At 67.1% G+C, this 19340-nt stretch carries 17 protein-coding genes; 10 read left to right on the forward strand and 7 right to left on the reverse strand.

Annotated elements, in window-relative coordinates; genetic code table 11:
• Positions 1-63 precede the first annotated feature (63 nt).
• Positions 64-861, reverse strand: coding sequence for a helix-turn-helix transcriptional regulator (locus IB258_RS09345; protein WP_192352509.1), 798 nt, complete (start codon positions 859-861; stop codon positions 64-66).
• 100 nt (positions 862-961) lie between these two features.
• Here IB258_RS09345 and IB258_RS09350 point away from each other — a divergent pair, with 100 nt between their 5' ends.
• The 4 genes from IB258_RS09350 to IB258_RS09365 all read left to right on the forward strand — a co-directional run bounded on the left by IB258_RS09350 (position 962) and on the right by IB258_RS09365 (position 4736).
• Positions 962-1882: a DMT family transporter gene (locus IB258_RS09350; RefSeq protein ID WP_192352510.1), complete on the forward strand. Its 921-nt coding sequence runs from the start codon at positions 962-964 to the stop codon at positions 1880-1882.
• A 106-nt stretch (positions 1883-1988) separates the two neighbouring features.
• On the forward strand, positions 1989-3662 hold the full coding sequence (gene ettA, locus IB258_RS09355; protein ID WP_054457363.1) for an energy-dependent translational throttle protein EttA: 1674 nt from the start codon (positions 1989-1991) through the stop codon (positions 3660-3662).
• 124 nt (positions 3663-3786) lie between these two features.
• Positions 3787-4320: an isochorismatase family protein gene (locus IB258_RS09360; protein ID WP_119449698.1), complete on the forward strand. Its 534-nt coding sequence runs from the start codon at positions 3787-3789 to the stop codon at positions 4318-4320.
• 191 nt (positions 4321-4511) lie between these two features.
• Positions 4512-4736 (forward strand): glycine zipper 2TM domain-containing protein, encoded by a 225-nt coding sequence (locus tag IB258_RS09365; protein WP_042796532.1) that lies wholly within the window; start codon positions 4512-4514, stop codon positions 4734-4736.
• A gap of 85 nt (positions 4737-4821) precedes the next feature.
• Here IB258_RS09365 and minE read toward each other — a convergent pair whose 3' ends face one another.
• From minE to IB258_RS09385, 4 genes are all read right to left on the reverse strand, one after another.
• Positions 4822-5079 (reverse strand): cell division topological specificity factor MinE, encoded by a 258-nt coding sequence (gene minE, locus IB258_RS09370; RefSeq protein ID WP_006217654.1) that lies wholly within the window; start codon positions 5077-5079, stop codon positions 4822-4824.
• Positions 5080-5082: 3 nt separating this feature from the next.
• Positions 5083-5898, reverse strand: a complete 816-nt coding sequence (gene minD, locus IB258_RS09375; protein ID WP_041652327.1) for a septum site-determining protein MinD — start codon at positions 5896-5898, stop codon at positions 5083-5085.
• Between the two features lie 141 nt (positions 5899-6039).
• Positions 6040-6906 (reverse strand): septum site-determining protein MinC, encoded by an 867-nt coding sequence (minC, locus tag IB258_RS09380; protein ID WP_054457360.1) that lies wholly within the window; start codon positions 6904-6906, stop codon positions 6040-6042.
• A gap of 160 nt (positions 6907-7066) precedes the next feature.
• The gene (locus IB258_RS09385) at positions 7067-8833 is read right to left on the reverse strand and encodes a glutamine--tRNA ligase/YqeY domain fusion protein (RefSeq protein ID WP_175159429.1); all 1767 of its coding nucleotides are present in this window, start codon (positions 8831-8833) and stop codon (positions 7067-7069) included.
• A 136-nt stretch (positions 8834-8969) separates the two neighbouring features.
• On the opposite strand from IB258_RS09385, the gene IB258_RS09390 reads away from it, so the two are divergent.
• Positions 8970-10313, forward strand: a complete 1344-nt coding sequence (locus IB258_RS09390; protein ID WP_192352511.1) for a cytochrome ubiquinol oxidase subunit I — start codon at positions 8970-8972, stop codon at positions 10311-10313.
• Positions 10310-11362: a cytochrome d ubiquinol oxidase subunit II gene (locus tag IB258_RS09395; protein WP_054457351.1), complete on the forward strand. Its 1053-nt coding sequence runs from the start codon at positions 10310-10312 to the stop codon at positions 11360-11362. The genes IB258_RS09390 and IB258_RS09395 overlap by 4 nt, the downstream gene beginning before the upstream one ends.
• Before the next feature lie 30 nt (positions 11363-11392).
• On the opposite strand, the gene recQ is transcribed toward IB258_RS09395, so the two are convergent.
• Entirely contained in the window at positions 11393-13222 is a 1830-nt protein-coding gene (gene recQ, locus IB258_RS09400) for a DNA helicase RecQ (RefSeq protein WP_054457350.1), read from the reverse strand.
• A 94-nt stretch (positions 13223-13316) separates the two neighbouring features.
• Positions 13317-14585, reverse strand: coding sequence for a fimbrial protein (locus IB258_RS09405; RefSeq protein ID WP_370126358.1), 1269 nt, complete (start codon positions 14583-14585; stop codon positions 13317-13319).
• Positions 14586-14838: 253 nt separating this feature from the next.
• On the opposite strand from IB258_RS09405, the gene IB258_RS09410 reads away from it, so the two are divergent.
• The 4 genes from IB258_RS09410 to IB258_RS09425 all read left to right on the forward strand — a co-directional run bounded on the left by IB258_RS09410 (position 14839) and on the right by IB258_RS09425 (position 19339).
• Entirely contained in the window at positions 14839-15540 is a 702-nt protein-coding gene (locus IB258_RS09410) for a response regulator (protein WP_054457345.1), read from the forward strand.
• Positions 15540-17102, forward strand: a complete 1563-nt coding sequence (locus tag IB258_RS09415; RefSeq protein WP_054457343.1) for an ATP-binding protein — start codon at positions 15540-15542, stop codon at positions 17100-17102. Before IB258_RS09410 ends, IB258_RS09415 begins: the two co-directional genes overlap by 1 nt.
• A gap of 88 nt (positions 17103-17190) precedes the next feature.
• The gene (gene ruvB / locus IB258_RS09420) at positions 17191-18264 is read left to right on the forward strand and encodes a Holliday junction branch migration DNA helicase RuvB (RefSeq protein ID WP_054457342.1); all 1074 of its coding nucleotides are present in this window, start codon (positions 17191-17193) and stop codon (positions 18262-18264) included.
• Between the two features lie 109 nt (positions 18265-18373).
• Complete coding sequence (locus IB258_RS09425) at positions 18374-19339, forward strand: threo-3-hydroxy-L-aspartate ammonia-lyase (RefSeq protein WP_054457340.1); 966 nt, start codon at positions 18374-18376, stop codon at positions 19337-19339.
• Position 19340: the final 1 nt, after the last annotated feature.

Below are 19340 nucleotides of genomic sequence, written 5' to 3' on the forward strand. Positions count from 1 at the left end.
CCGTATTGTCTCGCGATCGGCCGCGCCTTGCATCAGGCGCTTGGATGACGCGGTTTTCCGGGGTCAGGGCGCGGGTGCGCCGCCCTGGCTGCGCCTGCGCGCGTTGTCGGGCGATTGACCTGTAAGCCGCTGGAACATGGCGATGAAGGCCGACGGCGTGCTGTAACCAAGCTCGCGCGCCACAGATTGGACCGGCCGGCCCGCGTCCAGCATGCCCAGGGCGCTGACCACGCGCAGCCGCAGGCGCCATTCATTGAACGACATGCCCAGGCGCTGCTGGCAGTGGCGCAGCAGCGTGCGTTCGGTGATGCCGGCCGTGGCGGCCCAGTGCGCGGCGCCGCGCTTATCGCCTGGACTGTCCTGCAGCGCCGACAGGATGGGTGCCAGCAACGGGTCGGAGGTGGAGGGCAGGTAGCTGGCGTAAGCCCGAGCCTGGCGGACCTGGTCGATGACGATCTGCGCCATGCGCCGGTCTTCCGGCGTATCCGGATAGCTGATGCCGCGCTGCTCGAAGTCGCCCAGGATCGCGCGCATGACCGGGCTGATCTCGAGCGTGCACGGTTCCGTGGGCAGGCCGGCGCAGGCCGCGGCGGGGATGTCGATGCAGGCGTAGTGCACTTCGCCTTCGTTCTGGCAGCAATGCTCGACATGCGGCGGTATCCAGATGGCGTACTGCGGCGGCGACAGGTAGGTGACGCCGCGTATGCCGATTTCCATGATGCCGGAGATGGCGAAGTTCAGTTCCGCCCAGGGCGAGCTGTGGCGCTTCATGCCGGAACGCGGCGTGAAATGCAGGATGCGGCAAGCCAGCGGGTAGGGCAGGTGGCTGGCCAGCGCGGGCGCGGAATCGATGGCGGACATGTCGGAACTTCGTCTGGTTTTGTCTGTTTTTCATTATATACATCAGGTCGGACAGATCCTACACTGGCCCTGTCTCATCTACGCCTGTGCATTGCCCCTCATGACCCGCGCTTCCTCTCCGCATATTCCCGCCCGTTATCTGCTTTATCCGTTGCTGGCAGCCTTGATCTGGTCGGTCAACATGATCGTCACCAAGATGGCGGCCAGCGCCATCGCGCCGGCCGCCATCGGCTTCTACCGCTGGGCCCTGGCCGGGGTGGTGCTGACGCCGTTCGTGCTGCCGGGCGTCTGGGCGCAGCGCCGCCAGATCCTGCCCCACCTGCCCAAACTGGCGGTGCTGGGCGGCTTGGGCATGGCCCTGTACCAGGGCCTGGCCTATGTGGCGGCCGCCAGCACCACGGCGACCAATATGGGCATCATCACGGCGATGATTCCGCTGATGACCATCGCGGTGGTGGCGCTGCTGCTGCGCGAACTGCCCTCGGTCATGGCCATGCTGGGCGGGCTGCTGTCGCTGGCGGGCCTGGCGCTGCTGATCGGCGAGGGCGATCCCGCCCGCCTGCTTGAAGTGGGCGCCAACCGCGGCGATCTGCTGATGGGCGTGGGCGCGCTGGCCTATGCGCTATACGGCGTGCTGCTGCGCCGCTGGGCATTGCCGGTGGGACCGTGGCAGTCGCTGTATGTGCAGGTCGCTTTCGGCGTGCTGTTCCAGCTGCCCGCTTTCCTGATGGCGCCGCCTTCACCGCTCAACGGCGACAACCTGCCCCTGGTGCTGTATGCGGCGGTATTCCCGTCGTTGTTCGCGCCCTTCCTGTGGATGCAGGGCGTCAAGCACCTGGGCCCCAACCGCGCCAGCATTTTCCTCAACCTCATGCCGGTGGCCACGGTGGCGATCGCGGCCGTGTTCCTGGACGAAAAGCCCCATCTGTTCCACATCGTCGGCGGGGCGATGGCGCTGGCTGGCGTGATGCTGGCGCAAATGCGCGCCGGCGGCCGGGCGACGCGGCCCAAGGCCGCCTGAAGGGCCGGGTACGCCGCAAGGGCCGGCCATTTGGCGGCGGACATACGCGGGTCAGGGTTCCGGCCTACAATCGACGGTTCATCAGCTATATCTCCTATACGAGCCCATGGCCCAATACGTCTACACCATGAACCGCGTCGGCAAGATCGTGCCGCCCAAGCGGCAGATCCTGCGCGACATTTCGCTTTCGTTTTTTCCTGGCGCCAAGATCGGCGTGCTGGGCCTGAACGGCTCGGGCAAGTCGACGCTGCTGAAGATCATGGCCGGCGTCGATAAGGAAATCGAAGGCGAAGCCATCCCCATGCCGGGCCTGAACATCGGCTACCTGCCGCAGGAACCGCAGCTCAACCCCGAGCACACGGTGCGCCAGTCGGTGGAAGAGGGCCTGGGCGCCGTCGTCTCGGCCAAGAAGCGCCTGGACGAGGTCTATGCCGCCTACGCCGAGCCGGATGCGGATTTCGACGCGCTGGCCGCCGAGCAGGCCGAGCTTGAGGCCATCATCGCCGCCGCCGCCTCCAGCGGCGCCGACGACATCGAACACCAGATGGAAATCGCTGCCGACGCGCTGCGCCTGCCGCCCTGGGACGCCATCGTCGGCAAGCTGTCCGGCGGTGAAAAGCGCCGCGTGGCGCTGTGCCGCCTGTTGCTGTCCAAACCCGACATGTTGCTGCTGGACGAACCCACCAACCACCTTGACGCCGAAAGCGTGGAGTGGCTGGAGCAGTTCCTGCACAAGTTCCCCGGCACCGTGGTGGGCGTGACCCACGATCGCTACTTCCTGGACAACGCGGCCGAATGGATCCTGGAACTGGACCGCGGTTATGGCATTCCCTGGAAGGGCAACTACAGCTCGTGGCTGGAGCAGAAGGAAGATCGCCTGAAGCAGGAAGAGGCGTCGGAGTCCGCCCGCCAGAAGACCATCAAGAAGGAACTGGAGTGGGTGCGCCAGAACCCGAAGGGCCGCCAGGCCAAGGCCAAGGCGCGTCTGGCCCGCTTCGAGGAACTGTCGTCCTACGAATACCAGAAGCGCAATGAAACCCAGGAAATCTTCATTCCCGTGGGCGAGCGCCTGGGCAACGAGGTCATCGAATTCAACAACGTCAGCAAGGCCTATGGCGACCGCCTGCTGATCGACAACCTCAGCTTCAAGGTGCCGCCCGGCGCCATCGTCGGCATCATCGGCGCCAACGGCGCCGGTAAGTCCACGCTGTTCCGCATGATCGCGGGCCGCGAGCAGCCGGATTCGGGCGAGGTCAACATCGGCCAGACCGTCAAGCTGGCCTATGTCGACCAGTCGCGCGATGCGCTGGAAGACAAGAAGACCGTGTTCGACGCGGTGGCCGACGGCGCCGACCTGCTCACGGTGGGCAAGTTCGAAATGTCGTCGCGCGCCTATCTGGGCCGCTTCAACTTCAAGGGCGGCGACCAGAACAAGGTCGTGGGCCAGCTGTCCGGCGGTGAACGCGGCCGCCTGCACATGGCCAAGACCCTGATCGCCGGCGGCAACGTGCTGCTGCTGGACGAACCGTCCAACGACCTCGACGTCGAAACGCTGCGCGCGCTGGAAGACGCATTGCTGGAGTTCCCCGGCAGCGTCATGGTCATCAGCCACGATCGCTGGTTCCTGGACCGGATCGCCACGCACATCCTGGCCTTCGAAGGCGACTCGCAAGTCGTGTTCTTCGATGGCAACTACCAGGAATATGAAGCCGACAAGAAGCGCCGCCTGGGCGAAGAGGGCGCCAAGCCCAAGCGCCTGCGCTACAAGGCCCTGAAGTAATCGGCGCCTGAAAACGATCCCGGCCTCGCGCCGGGATTTTTTTTGCCGGAGGTATGCTAAGGGCTGTTCAAGGCTTCGTTCTGCGTGAGCCGGCCTTGAGGACATCTTCCAGGAGCACCGCGCAATGTTGTTGTCCGCTACCGATTCCACCCTGCTGATCGTCGACATGCAGGGGCGCCTGATGCCCGTCATCCATGACAACGAGGCGGTGCTTCACGCCGCGCACAAGCTCGCGCAGGCTGCGCGACTGCTGGACGTGCCGGTGGTGGCTACCGAGCACCACGCCAAGATGCTGGGGACCACCGTGGAACCGCTGCGCGAGCAAGTCCAGAGCGCCTTCCAGAAAATGCACTTCTCTTCGGCGCTGGAGCCGGGCTTCGAGGCCTGGTTGCCGGCCGCGCGCAAGACCATCCTGGTGGCGGGCTGCGAGGCGCACATCTGCGTGCTGCAAACCGTGATCGGCTTGATTGACCTGGGCTACCACGCGGTGCTGGTGGCGGATGCGGCGGGCTCGCGCAAGCCGGCCGATCATCACGCGGCGTTGCGCCGCGCGCGTGCGCATGGCGCTGAAATCGTCACGTCCGAGATGGCGATATTCGAGTGGATGCGCACTTGTGAACACCCGCGCTTCCGCGAGGTGTTACGTCTGGTCAAATAGCGGCCGCGCGCTGCAACAATGTCCCTGGGGCGCGCAAAGATTAACTCGCCCTTTGACACAATTCATGGGCAAACTTCACAGCCAGGGCAAGAATATTTTGCGATCCTGAAGGTTCCAGGCCCTTATGGGCGCCGCGCGCTCGCATCCAGTTTCATGCGCGGCTCCCGGGTACGAGAATAGGAACCACAAATATGAAAATCGCATCTCTCTCCAAAATCTGTGTCGCGCTGGCGATGACCGCCGCCATGGCTGGGTGCTCTTCGTGGGACGGCATGAGCCATCGCCAGAAGAGCGCCGTCGGCGGCGCTGCGCTGGGCGGCGTGGCAGGCGCTGTGATCACCAACGGCGGCATCCTCGGAACGGTGGGCGGAGCGGCGATCGGCGGCGTCATCGGCGATCAGGTCGGCAAGCGCTAAGCGCCCGTCGCCCCAAAGCAAATGCCCGGCATCGCCGGGCATTTTTTTGATTGTGATGCGCGCCAGGGGCGCGCACACAGCCGCATCAGGTCTCGTTCTGCGGCATTTCGATCTTGACCTCCAGGACCTCCAGGGTGTCCTGGCGTTCCAGGTGCACCTTGATGTCCTCGGGGTTGATCTTCACGTATTTCGAAATGACGGCGATAAGCTCCTGCTGCAACTGCGGCAGGTAATCGGGCGAGTCGCCGCGGCCCCGCTCGTGGGCCAGGATGATCTGCAACCGTTCCTTGGCGACGGATGCGGAGGTCTTCTTTTGACCAAGCAGAAACGACAGGAAGGACATTGCTTACTTGCCTCCGAACAGGCGTTTCAGGAAACCGGGCTTTTCATAGTCGGTAAAGCGCAGGGCCTTGTCTTCGCCAAGGTAACGGGCCACGACGTCCTTGTAGGCTTCGGAAACGTCGGTGTCTCTGAGGTGGATGGCCGGCAGGCCCTGGTTCGACGCTTGCAGCACCGCTTCGGATTCGGGGATCACGCCGATCAGCTTGATGCGCAGGATGTCCTCGATGTCGCCCAGCGACAGCATTTCGCCGTCGACCACGCGCTTGGGGCTGTAGCGCGTCAGTAGCAGGTATTCCTTGACCGGTTCATCGCCTTCCACGGCGCGCTTGGACTTGGCGGCGAGGATGCCCAGGATGCGGTCGGAGTCGCGCACCGACGAGACTTCCGGGTTGGTCACGACCAGCGCGTCGTCGGCGAAATAGGCGGCCATCAGCGCGCCCGTTTCGATGCCGGCGGGCGAGTCGCAGACGATGTAGTCAAAGCCCATGCCCTTGAGGTCATTGATGACCTTTTCCACGCCTTCCTGCGTCAGCGCGTCTTTGTCGCGCGTCTGCGAGGCGGGCAGGATGAACAGGTTTTCGAGCTGCTTGTCCTTGATGAGAGCCTGGTTGAGCGTGGCTTCGCCCTGGATCACGTTGACGAAGTCGTACACGACGCGACGTTCGCAGCCCATGATCAGGTCGAGGTTGCGCAGGCCGACATCGAAGTCGATGACAGCGGTCTTGTGGCCCCGCATCGCGAGTCCCGCAGAAAAACTGGCGCTGGTCGTGGTTTTGCCCACGCCGCCTTTGCCGGAAGTCACCACAACAATGCGTGTCATGACGATCAAACCCTTATGTTCGAATAAATCGCGTTATCGTAAAGCAAAAAGCCCTTGTAAGGCTTCTTACAGGATGTGTTGAAATTTGCGCGGGTGTCTGCGCGTGCGCATTGGCCGCCGCTGGCGGCCAGATTCCGGATATCAAGCCTTGAGGGCTTCGATGCGCAGCGTGTCGCCGTCCAGGCGGACCAGCGCGGGCTGGTTCTGCAGCGTGCGGTCCAGCTTGTCCTCGACCACGCGGTACACGCCGGCCACGGCCAGCAGCTCGGCGTCCAGGTGGGTCGTGAAAATGCGCGCGGAGGTATCGCCGCGTGCGCCGGCCATGGCCTTGCCGCGCAACGGGCCGTAGACGTGGATGTTGCCGTCGGCAATGACTTCGGCGCCCTGGCTCACCATGCCGATCACCACCAGGTCCGTGTGGCGCGCGTAGACGCGCTGGCCGGAACGCAGCGGCTTGGTAATGACCAGCGCGGATGACGAGTGCGGCGCGGCGGGCGTGGGACTGGAGGCCGAGGTGGTGTTGCTGGCTGCGCGCGCGGGCAGCGGTTCGCCCGCGGGTTTGTCGGCGGGCGCTTCCGGTTCGGCGGCTGCTTCGGTGGGGGCTGCCGCGGTTTCGATCGCGGCGGCCGGCACCGAAGGCACCGGCGTGGAGACGTCGTTGGGCGGCGCGGTGTCGATCACTGGCGCGGGCCGGGCCGCGGGCGTGGACAGTTCAACCGGAGTGAGGCCCGCCGCGCGCGCGGATTCCAGATTGGCGCCTTCGGCGACCACGCCGATAGGAGGCAGGTTATGGCCGCGCAATGCCGCCACCAGGGCGGTCCAATCGATTTTTTCCTCGACGCGGCTGGCGTCGACGACCACGGGTTCGTTTTCGAAGAAGCTGCCGGCATCGGCCATGCGCTTGGCCAGGGCGGCGTTCAGGCGTTCGGGGTCGGCGCTGTGCAGGACCACCCGGATGGCATAGAGGGTGGCGCTTTTGAAGTCCAGGGCTAGGGATTCAGTGTTCATCTTGATTGTGGCTGGCGGTCTTGGGGCCGGGAAACGGCGGGCTCGACCGGCTGCGGGGTTCGGGGGATGATAACCCGCCCAGGGGCCGCATGCGCAGGGGGCGGACCCAAAGAAAAAGGCGCCTTTCGGCGCCTATTTCCGGCAATGCGCGCGCGGCGCGTCAGCCTTGCGCCCAGGAGTCGCGCAGGGTCACGATGCGGTTGAGCACCGGCGCTTCGGGGCTGGATTCCTTCAGGTCGGCCGTGAAGTAGCCCAGGCGTTCGAACTGCCAGGTGGCGCCCGGCGTGGCGACGGTGCCCGGCTCCAGCCAGGCCGTGACGGTCAGCTTGGAGTTCGGGTTCAGGCAGGCCAGGAAATCCTTGTCGCCGCCGTCCGGACGCGCGTCGGCGAACAGGCGGTCGTACAGGTGGATCTGGGCGGGCACCGCATGGGCCGCGCTGACCCAGGTGATGTTGCCCTTGACCTTGACGCTGTCGGCGCCCGGCGTGCCGCTCTTGGTTTCCGGCAGGTATTCGGCCTGGACCTCGATGACCTCGCCGGCTTCGTTCTTGGTGAAGCCGGTGCAGCGCACCACGTAGCCGTATTTCAGGCGCACGGTATTGCCCGGGAACAGGCGGAAGTACTTCTTGGGCGCTTCTTCGCGGAAGTCGTCGCGTTCGATCCAGAGTTCGCGCGACAGCGGGAACTCGCGCACGCCGGCTTCGGGATCGTGCGGGTTGCGCGGCGCGGTGCAGATCTCGGTCTGGCCTTCCGGGTAGTTGGTGATGACCAGCTTGAGCGGGTCCAGCACGGCCACCGAGCGCGGGGCGACCGGGTCCAGGTCGTCGCGCACTGCCTGCTCCAGCAGGCTGTAGTCGATGCGCGAGTCGGACTTGGACACGGCGGTGCGGTCGCAGAACAGGCGGATCGAGGAGGGCGTGTAGCCGCGCCGGCGCAGGCCGAAGATGGTCGGCATGCGGGGATCGTCCCAGCCGTCCACGTGGCCTTCGCGCACCAGTTGCAGCAGCTTGCGCTTGCTGGTGACGACGTAGCTCACGTTCAGGCGTGCGAATTCGTACTGGTGGGGCAGCGGCTGCGCCAGCTTGCCGAGTTCGGCCAGGCGCGCCAGGATCCAATCGTAGAACGGACGCTGGTCTTCGAATTCCAGCGTGCAGACGCTGTGCGTGATGCCTTCCAGCGCGTCTTCGACCGGGTGCGCCCAGCTGTACATCGGGTAGATGCACCACTGGTCGCCGGTGCGGTGATGGTGGGCGTGGCGCACGCGGTACATGACCGGGTCGCGCAGGTTGATGTTGGGCGAAGCCATGTTGATCTTCGCGCGCAGCACCAGGCTGCCGTCCGGATGCTTGCCGTCGCGCATTTCGCGCAGCAGCGTCAGCGACTCGGCGGCCGGGCGGTTGCGCCAGGGCGAGTCGGTGCCGGGTTCGGTCAGCGTGCCGCGGTTGGCGCGGATCTCTTCGGGGCTTTGCTCGTCGACGTAGGCGTGGCCGGCCTCGACCAAGGCCTCGGCGAACTCGTACATGTAGCCGAAGTAGTCGCTGGCGAAGTACAGGTTGTCATTGCCGTCGGCCTTCCAGTCGAAGCCCAGCCAGTGCACGGCCTCGATGATGGCGTCGACGTATTCCTGGTCTTCCTTTTCCGGATTGGTGTCGTCAAAGCGCAGATGGCAGACGCCGCCGAAATCGCGGGCCAGCCCGAAGTTCACGCAGATGCTCTTGGCGTGGCCGAGGTGCAGGTAGCCGTTGGGCTCCGGCGGGAAGCGCGTGCGGATGCGGGCCGAATCCAGTCCGCCTTTTTGTTGCAAGGCCGCCGGGCCAGGCTTGCCCGCCCAACGCTTGCCTGCGAAGCGCTGGGCTTCGAGGTCGTCTTGAACGATGTTGAGCAGGAAATTTGATGCGGCAGGGGTCGGCGTCGTGGCGGAGGTCATTCTTGAAAGAATAGGAAAAAGCAGCGACAAAGAGTCAATTTTGCCACGTTCCGCAGGCGGGGCCTTTTTGCTGCCGGTGCAACCGGTTTCAAACTGTCCCCACAGTCATGTAACTGGCTCTACACTACGGGCCATCATGGACATATCCACGTTATCCCTGGCCCGCACGCAGTTCGTGGCCAGCCTGAGCTTTCTGGCGTTTTTCCTGGCCTTCTCCCTGGCGCTCGCCTGGGTACTGCTGTTCTTCAAGATCAGGGCGCGCTGGTCCGGCCAGGGCGGCTGGACCGCCGCGTACCGCTTCTGGGTGCGGATATTCGCCCTGGCCTTCGTGCTGACGCTGGCGGCCAGTGTGCCGGTGCTGATCCAGCTGGGCAGCCTGTGGGCCGGCCTGATGGACAAGATCGGCAACGTGGCAGGCCCCTTGCTGGGCTACGCCATTCTCTCGGTCTTCATCCTCAAATCCTGTTTCCTGGGCGTCATGCTGTTCGGCCAACGCCGTGTGTCGGACGGCGCCCACACGCTGGCCGTGCTGATGGTGGCGGTGGGGCAACTGGTGGCGGTGTTCTGGGTGCTCGCGCTGCAATCCTGGATGCAGACGCCGGACGGCGCGCTGCTGGTCGATGGACGCTATCAGGTCTATGACTGGATGGCCGTGGTGCTGAATCCCTCCGTGGGCTGGCGCATGGCGGTGGTGATGGTGGGCGCGGCGCTGGCCGCCGCGTTCCTGATGATGGGCGTGACGGCGCTGCAGGCCCTGCGGCGTCCGCTGGGCGACGGCGAGCGCAACGCGTTCAAGACCGCGCTGGTGGTCGCCGTGGTGGGGGCTTTCATGCAGTTGCCGGTCGCGACCGGCGCCGGGCAGATGATTGCCAAGCTGCAGCCCGCCAAGGCCGCCGCCGCCGCGGGCTATTGGGAAAGCGGCGCGGAGCCGCAACTGGTGCTGTTCGCCTGGCCCGATGCGCGCGCCCATACCAACGTGGCCGACGTGACCCTGCGCAACATGGGTGGGATGTGGCTGCACCGCAACCAGGACGGCACCTACCGCGGCCTGGACAAGTATTCGGGCATGCTGCCGCCGGTGGCGCTGACCTTCTGGTCGTTGCGCGTGGCGGCAGGGCTGGGCTTGCTGATGCTGGCCGTGGCCTGCGTGACCTTCCTGTGGACGTTCCGGCGCAGGCTGGACCCGTCCACGCTGCCGCCGTGGTGGCAGCGGGTGCTGTGCGGCATGATGTTCTCCGGCGCCATCGCCGTCGTGGCCGGGTGGTGGGTATCCATCCTGGGCTTGCAGCCGTTCGCGGTGAATGGCACCGTCACGCAGTCCGAGGTGCTGGGCATCGTGGCGTCCAGCACCGTGCTGTACGGGTTGATCGGCTATGGCGTGCTGTACCTGCTGCTGCTTGCGGCGTTCGTCGGCATGCTGTTCCACGCGGCACGCTATGGCGTCGTGCCCGTGCGCAAACTGGCTGGAGGTACGCCATGATCGCCATGCTGGCCGCCTCCCAGGGCCTCAACCCCGACGATCCCTCTTTCTGGATGCCGCTGGCCTTCATGGCGCTGCTGTTCGTGGTGATTGCCGCGGGCATGGTGCTGGACGGTTTCGACCTGGGCGTGGGCATCCTGCTGCAACTGGCGCCGGAACACGAGCGCGGCCGCATGATGAGCCTGCTGAGCCCGTGGCGCGACGCCAATGAGTTCTGGCTGCTGCTGGGCATGGGCCTGTTCGCGGCGGCGTTCCCGTTCGCCTGGGGCGCGGTGCTGGGCAAGCTCTACGGACCGCTCACCTGCATGGTGCTGGGCGTGGTGCTGCGCAGCGTCTCGTTCGAGTTCCGCATCCGCGCGCGCAACGAAATGAAGCCGCGCTGGATCTTCGGCTTCTGGGCGGGGTCGCTGATCACCGCTTTCGGCCAGGGCATGCTGCTGGGCCGCATCGCCACCGGCTACCAGTCCGATGCCGGCTACGGCTGGTTCTCCATGTTCGTCGGCCTGTGCGCGGTGGCGGCCTATGTGCTGCTGGGCGCGTCCTGGCTGGTCATGCGGGTGGACGGCGATCTGCAGCGCCGCGCCGCCAACTGGGCCCGCCACGCCATCCGCTGGACGGCGGTGGGCATGGTGGCCATCGCGGTCACGCTGGGTCTGGCCAACGCGGGTATCTTCTACAAATGGAGCAACATCGCCCACCTGAGCCTGGCGGCGACGGTCTGGGTGCTGATGCTGGCGGGTTTCGTCGCAGCCGAAATGCTGCTGGCGCGGTTGCCGGGCAAGGCCGACCGTTTCAGCTGGCTGCCGTTCGTGCTGTGCGTGGCGCTGTTCCTGCTGATGCTCAGCGGCCTGGCCTACAGCCTGTTCCCCTACCTGATCCTGGACGACATGACGCTGTGGGACGGCGCGGGCGCGCTGGGTTCGATGCGTCTGGTGCTGGCCGGAGCGGTGGTGGGCATACCGGTGGTGCTGGTGTTCAATATCCTGGCGTACCGCTCGGTGTTCGGCAAGGAACGCGCCCCGGTGCCGCTGCTGCCGCCGCCGAGCTGATCCGGCCGGGAAGTCCGGCCGGATCCGTCGTCACAAGACCGGCTTCGCTACCCGCTGCAGGATTTCTTCGCCGTAGGCTTCCAGCTTGCGGGCGCCCACGCCGCTGATGTGGCTCAGCTCGTCCATGGATTCGGGCTGGGCCAGGGCGATTTCGCGCAGAGTCGCGTCGTGGAAGATGACGTAGGCCGGCACCCCGTGGCTCTTGGCGACTTCGCCGCGCCAGGCGCGCAGGGCCTCGAATACAGGTTGCAGTTCGGCCGGCAAGTCGATGGCTGCCGCCTTGGGCCGGCCGCTGCCGCTCTTGCCCGAGCGCGGTTTCTTTTCGGATTCCCGGCGCAGCATCAATTGGCGTTCGCCCTTGAGCACGGCGCGGCTGCCTTCGGTCAGGGCCAGCGTGCCGTAGCCTTCGTGGTCCACCGTCAGCAGGCCTTGCGCCAGCAATTGGCGCAGCACGCCGCGCCAGGCGGTGTCGCTCAGGTCCGCGCCCACGCCGAATACGCTCAGCGTTTCGTGGCCGTGCTGCTTGGTGCGGTCGGTGACCTTGCCGCGCAGGATGTCGATGATGTGGCCGGCGCCATAGCGCTGGCCGCGCTCCTTCCACAGGCGGTAGACGGCGGACAGCACCTTCTGCGCCGCGACCGTGCCGTCCCAGGCCTGCGGCGGTTCCAGGCAGACGTCGCAATTGCCGCAGGCCGTGATCTGCTGGCCGAAGTAGGCCAGCAGACGCACGCGCCGGCATTCCACCGTTTCGCACAGCCCCAGCATGGCGTCCAGTTGCTGGCCCAGGCGGCGGCGGTAGGACTCTTCGCCCGGCGATTCGTCGATCATGCGGCGCTGCTGCACCACGTCCTGCAGGCCATAGGCCAGCCAGGCCGTGGCAGGCAGGCCGTCGCGGCCGGCACGGCCGGTTTCCTGGTAATAGCCTTCCACGGACTTGGGCAGGTCGATGTGCGCCACGAAGCGCACGTCGGGCTTGTCGATGCCCATGCCGAAGGCGATGGTGGCCACCATGACCACGGCGTCCTCGCGCAGGAAGCGCGCCTGGTTGGCGGCGCGCACCTGCGCGCTGAGGCCGGCGTGATAGGGCATGGCGTCGATGCCCTGGTTGCACAGGAACTCCGCGGTCTCTTCCACGCGGGCGCGCGACAGGCAATAGACCACGCCCGATTCGCCTTCATGATCGGTCTGGATCATTTCCAGCAATTGCTTGCGCACCTCGTTCTTTTCGATGATGCGGTAGCGGATGTTGGGGCGGTCGAAGCTGGAAACGAAGTGGCGCGCATCGTCCAGCGACAGGCGCTGGGCGATTTCGCGGCGGGTGTCGGCGGTGGCGGTCGCGGTGAGCGCGATGCGCGGCACGTCGGGCCAGCGCTCGTGCAGCATCGACAGGCCCAGGTATTCAGGGCGGAAGTCGTGGCCCCACTGGGACACGCAGTGGGCCTCGTCGATGGCGAACAGCGCGATGCGGCCGCGTTCCAGCAATTGCAGGCAGCGGTCGGTCAGCAGGCGTTCGGGCGCCACGTACAGCAGGTCCAGCTCGCCGGCCAGGAAGGCCTGCTCGACGTCGCGGGCCACCCGCCACTCCTGCGTGGAGTTGAGGAAGGCCGCGCGCACGCCCAGTTCGGTCAGGGCGTCGACCTGGTCCTGCATCAGCGCGATCAGGGGCGACACGACGATGCCGGTGCCTTCGCGGACCAGGGACGGAATCTGGTAACAGAGCGACTTGCCGCCGCCCGTGGGCATGAGGACCAGCGCGTCGCCGCCGTCGATCACCTGTTCGACAATGGCTTGCTGGTCGCCGCGGAAGGATTCGTAACCGAAAACGCGCTGCAACACGCCGAGGGCGCGCGCGTCAGACATGGGGGTAGGCCGGGAGCATCATGGCAGGGATTTTAAGCCGCAATTCCGCCGGACCTTTTCCGGCAGGGAGATTTCTGTCCTGACCGCGGTCTGCCTACCAGCTCAGCCAGGTGCCGCGCATGAAGGTATCGACGGGCATGCTGAGGTTGGCGCGCCATTCGTAGTTGCCGGAAATGATGTCGCGGTCCGCGCCCACGGCCAGCTTGACCTTGGGCGCGACGAACATGCTGTGCGACAGGCCCACGCGCTGTTCGGCCAGCTCGGAGCCTTCCCGCAACCCCGAATAGGTGCCGCTGAGCACGCCCCAGCCGGTGATGGGGACGCCGGCGGAAAGCGTGTTGCGGGTGTGCGCCGCCGAAACCCCGCCGCCCGAGTAGCTGGACAGGTCGCCGTAGCCCGCGCCGACCTGCTCGTTGGAATAGCCCAGGTTGACGGCGTCGGCCACGGCCACGTTGTAGTCGAAGCGATAACGCCACGCGCTGGCCGCGTCGAAGGTGCTTTGCGTGGCCCCGGCGCGGAAGGTTCCATAGTCGCCCGCGGCGTAGGTGGTACCCATGCCGCGCGTCGTCAGCGACGGCGCGCTTTGCATCTGGCCCTCCACGGTCAGCGCCGGCGTAAGGCCGTAGCGCACGCTGCCGCTGCCTACCGGGTCGCCGTAGTCCACGGCCCCGGAACTGGCGGCCGGGTCCATGCGGTTCAGGCGGCCCAGCGACGAGGAATAGCCGAAGCTGCCTTCCGGGGCCGTGGCGCCGGATCCGGCCCAGTTCGAGATCTGCAGCCCGCCCACCGGCGCGCCGCTGCCCCAGGCGGGCGCCCTGGCGTCGATGTTGCCGACGGCGACGGAGGGGCCCGAGGTATTGCGGTAGACCCAGTTGCGGTTGCCGCCGTAGCGCAGGCCATCCTGGCTGCTGGCGGAGGCGAACCAGGGCCGGGAAGCGCGCGACACGCCAGAGATCATGACCACGGGTATGCGGGGCAGGTCGCCATCCTGGAGGGTGAGCGAGTAGTCCGGCGCAGGGTCTTCGGGCGTCGCGAGCACGGTGCAATCCTGCGGAACCGGCGCGGGCTGGGCATCGCCGGACAGTCCCAGTCCGGTGCCGGGGATCAGGTCCGTGTCGCCCGTGCTGTGTACGCTGGTGTCCAGCGCCGGCTCCATGGTCTGCATGTCGCAAGGGGACGGATCCAGCGGCACCGCGCGCGACGCCATCGAGGCTGCGGGGCGCACGGGCATGGGTTGAACCGGGGACAGTATGCCGATGCCGCGCGCAGAGGGCGGAGCGGGCATATAGGGGGACGCCGCAAGCGGATCGCCCAGGGCCGGGGCGATCGGGCAGGCAGAGGCCGCGACCAGCGCGGCGCGCAACAAGGGTTTTCGCCAGAGGAATGCAGGGGCGACCATAGGCACAGTGTAGAAAGGGAGCGCTGCCTTGCCTGTAAACGTTTTTTAGCAAAGCGGACAGAAGGCGGGCCGGGTTCCATTTTAGGGCCAGTCCGCATCGGGCGCTGCGCCGTGGCGGGAAAGCGCTGGTAAACGCGCTCAACATCGTGCAACAGGTATATTTCAGTTGATTTCCCGCCTCTTGCGGCTTGTAGCGGCGGGCCGCACTATGGCATCCATGGACAATCCCCACACCAAGCTGCTGGTCGTCGACGACGATCCGGCCCTACGGCAATTGCTGGCCGACTACCTGAACCGGCACGGCTACGACACCCTGCTGGCGCCGGACGCCACCGACCTGTCGTCCCGCATCACCCGCTACGCGCCCGACCTGCTGGTGCTGGACCGCATGCTGCCCGGCGGCGACGGCGCAGACGCCTGCCGCCGCCTGCGCGAGCAGGGCGAGGACATTCCCGTCATCCTGCTGACCGCGCGTGACGAGGCGGTGGACCGCATCATCGGCCTGGAGGCCGGCGCCGACGACTACGTCGGCAAGCCGTTCGATCCGCGCGAGCTGCTGGCCCGCATCGAAGCCGTGCTGCGCCGCAAGCGCGGTCCGTCCGCGCTGACCAAGGACGCGCCGGTCTCGTTCGGTCCCTTCGTGTTCGATCCCTCCACCCGCCAGCTGTCGCGCGAAGGCACGGTGGTCAAGCTGACCGGCGGCGAAATCAATCTGCTGGAGGCGCTGGTGCGCAACGCGGGCAAGCCGCTGTCGCGCGAACGCCTGCTGGCGCTGGCGCGCGACGACGACGCGGGCGAACGCAACGACCGCGCCATCGACATCGCCATCCTGCGCCTGCGCCGGGTCATCGAAGACGATCCCAAGCAGCCGCGCTGGATCCAGACCGTCTGGGGCATTGGCTACCGGTTTTCGCCCTGATGCGCTTTTCTCCTGGCTTCCTGGTGCCGCGTTCGCTGCGGGCAAGGCTCATCCTGCTGATCCTGGGCTCGGTCCTGCTGACGCAGGCGGCCACGCTGGTGACGGTGTCGTACTTCCGGCACAAGTTCATGGAAGACGTGGCCATCGGCTACATCGTCACCACCATCCGCACCTTGCGCGCCGCGGTGTCGCAGGTGCCGGCGGAGGAACGCGCCGACTTCGTGCGCGCCGCCTCGCAGAACCAGTGGCGCCTGTGGTCGCGGGTGCTGCCCGCCGAGGCCAAGCTGCAGCGCTTCAATGGCCGCCGCCCGCCGCCGAAGGCCGCCCCGAAGCCGCCGCCTCCGCCGCCCGCGGACATGCAGATACACGGCCCGCCGGCGCCGCCCCCCCCGGAAGTGCGCGACGAGGAGCACGGCGATGAACGCGCCAGCGCCAGGGAAGGCGAGCGCGCGCGCGATCGCGACCGCGAAGAACACAGCCGCCGCTATCAGCCTGAACCGGATGACATCCGCCGCGACCTGCGGGTGCTGGTGCAGCAGCTCAATGAACGTTTGAACGACGGCACGCGCGTGGCGCTGTCGCGTGGACCCACGCCGGAGATCTTCATTTCGCTGGCGCCCAACCCCGCCAGCGAGGACGCGCCGCGCCTGCGCGAATGGCTGGTCATCCCGCTGGACCGCCTGGATCCGCCGGTTGCGACGCCGTTCATCGCCGCCTGGCTGGGCGGCCTGGGGCTGCTGCTGTTGCTGGCGGTGGGTTTTTCCTGGCACATCACGCGTCCCATCACCCGGCTGGCCGACGCGGCCGACCGGTTGGCGGCAGGGCAGCCGCAACGGGTCGAGCCCTCGGGCCCGCACGAAACGCGGGTATTGGGAGAACGCTTCAACGCCATGCTGGATGCGCTGTCCGAATCCGATTCGGTGCGCCGCACGCTGCTGTCGGGCCTGCCGCATGACCTGAAGGGTCCCTTGTCGCGGATGTGGCTGCGCATCGAGCTGGCCGACGACTCCAAGCTGAAGGAGGGGCTGCGCGCGGACCTGCAGGACATGCAGCACATGGTCGACCAGTTCATCGGCTTCGTGCGCGGCACCGACCCGGCCGCCTACCGCTACGCCTCGATGCTGCTGTCCGACTGGCTGACCGAGCGCGTGGGCGCCTGGCAGGGCGCCGGCACCGATATCAGCCTGCGGGCCGGCGACGACGTCGCGACCCTGGTGGTGCAGGCGGACGCCGTGGCGCTGGGCCGCCTGCTGGACAACCTGATCGGCAATGCGCTGAACCACGGCGCGCCGCCGGTCCAGGTCAGCCTGAGGCATGAGGGACGCCACGCGGTGCTGGACGTGGCCGACCATGGCTCCGGCATCGTGCCGGAACGGCGCCAGGAAGCGTTGCGCCCGTTCAGCCGCCTGGACGACGCGCGCACGCGCACCGGCAGCGTGGGCCTGGGGCTGGCGCTGGCCGAGGCCATCGCACGGGCCCATGGCGGCTCGCTGGAGCTGCTTGAGGCGGAGTCCGGCGGGCTGTGCGTGCGGGTCAAGCTGCCGCTGTCCGAGACGCCCTAGGGGCGCCCGCAAGGGCGCTCGCTTCCCCCCTGGGCGGGTCGCGCTACGGTACGATGCATCCTGCTCAGCATTTTGTCGTTTCCGCACCATGGCCATCCAGTCCGATTCGCTTTCCTCCCGTCCCGACGCCCCCCGTATCGTGGCGCCGCAGCCGGTCTCGCCCAACGAGGAGTCGATCGAACGCGCCCTGCGGCCCAAGGCGCTGGACGAGTACGTCGGCCAGCAGCGCGCCCGGGAACAGCTGGAGATCTTCATCGCCGCAGCCAGGAAGCGCGGCGAGGCCCTGGATCACGTGCTCCTGTTCGGTCCCCCGGGCCTGGGCAAAACCACGCTGGCCCACATCATTGCGCATGAAATGGGGGTGCAGCTGCGCCAGACCTCCGGTCCGGTGCTGGAACGCCCGGGCGACCTGGCGGCGCTCTTGACCAACCTGGAAAAGAACGACGTCCTGTTCATCGACGAAATCCACCGCTTGTCGCCCGTGGTCGAGGAAATCCTCTATCCGGCGCTGGAGGACTTCCAGATCGACATCCTGATCGGCGAAGGCCCGGCCGCGCGCAGCGTGAAGCTGGACCTGCAGCCCTTCACCCTGGTCGGCGCCACCACCCGCGCCGGCATGCTGACCAACCCCCTGCGCGACCGCTTCGGCATCGTGTCGCGGCTGGAGTTCTACAACGCCGCCGATCTCGGCCACATCGTCACGCGCAGCGCCGGCCTCTTGAACGCCGGCATCACGCCGGACGGCGCGGCGGAAGTCGCGCGCCGCGCCCGCGGCACGCCCCGCATCGCCAACCGGCTGTTGCGCCGGGTGCGCGACTATGCCGAGGTCAAGGCGGGCGGCACCATCGATGCGGACGTCGCGGGCCGCGCGCTGGCCATGCTGGAGGTGGACCCGCAAGGCCTGGACCTGATGGACCGCAAGCTGCTCGAGGCCATCATCCACAAGTTCGACGGCGGTCCCGTCGGCGTGGACAGCCTGGCCGCCGCCATCGGCGAAGAGCGCGACACCATCGAGGACGTGATCGAGCCCTATCTGATCCAGCATGGCTACCTGCAGCGCACGCCGCGCGGCCGCACCGCCACGCTGACCACCTGGCGCCACCTGGGGCTGACCCCGCCCGCCGGCGCCACGGCGGGCTCCGGCGATCTTTTCGGGAAGTAGGCTGCGGGCAAACCGGACCGTGCCCGGGCGCCGGAGGGCGCCCGAAGCCGGCCGCGGGTTTATCATCCGGAGGTTTTGATTATTCTCCGCGATCAAAGGACCCAAGCCCATGCAGCCCGAATTGCCCACCTATGACGACGTCGTGCGCGCCAGCGAGCGCCTGGCCGGCAACGCGCACCGCACGCCCGTACTGACCTCGGCTACCGCCGATGCGATCAGCGGCGCGTCGGTCTTCTTCAAGTGCGAGAACTTCCAGCGCATGGGCGCTTTCAAGTTCCGCGGCGGCTACAACGCCATCGCCCGCCTGACCCCGGAACAGCGCGCCGCCGGCGTGGTCACGTTTTCGTCGGGCAACCACGCGCAGGCCATCGCCCTGGCCTCCAAGCTGCAAGGGGTGCAGGCCACCATCATCATGCCGTTGGACGCCCCGGCCGCCAAGCGCGCCGCCACCGAGGGCTATGGCGGCAAGATCGTCACCTATGACCGCTACACCGAGGACCGCGAGGCGATCGCCCGCCGCATCCATGCGGAAACCGGCGCCACCCTGATCCCTCCCTACGATCACGAAGACGTGATCGCCGGCCAGGGCACCGCCGCCAAGGAACTGTTCGAGGAAGTGGGCGAGCTGGACTACCTGTTCGTCTGCCTGGGCGGCGGCGGCCTGCTGTCGGGATCGGCCCTGTCCGCCTACGCGCTGAGCCCGCGCTGCCTGGTCTACGGCGTCGAGCCCGAGGCTGGCAACGACGGCCAGCAGTCCTTGCGCAAAGGCGAAATCGTCCGCATCCCGGCGCCCAAGACCCTGGCCGATGGCGCCGCCACGACGCACCTGGGCAACCTGACCTTCCCGCTCATCCAGAAGCATGTGCGCGACATCGTCACGGTGACGGACGAACAGCTGGTCACCACCATGCGGTTCTTCGCCGAACGCATGAAGATGGTGGTGGAGCCCACCGGCTGCCTGGGCGCGGCCGCCGTCATGCAGAACGTGGTGCCGGTGCGCGGTGCGCGGGTCGGCGTCATCATCAGCGGCGGCAACGTCGACCTTCCGGCCTACGCCAAGCTGCTGGCGGGCTGAC

It is taken from the genome of Achromobacter sp. ACM02, from assembly GCF_014851605.1.
Lineage (GTDB): Bacteria > Pseudomonadota > Gammaproteobacteria > Burkholderiales > Burkholderiaceae_B > Achromobacter > Achromobacter aegrifaciens.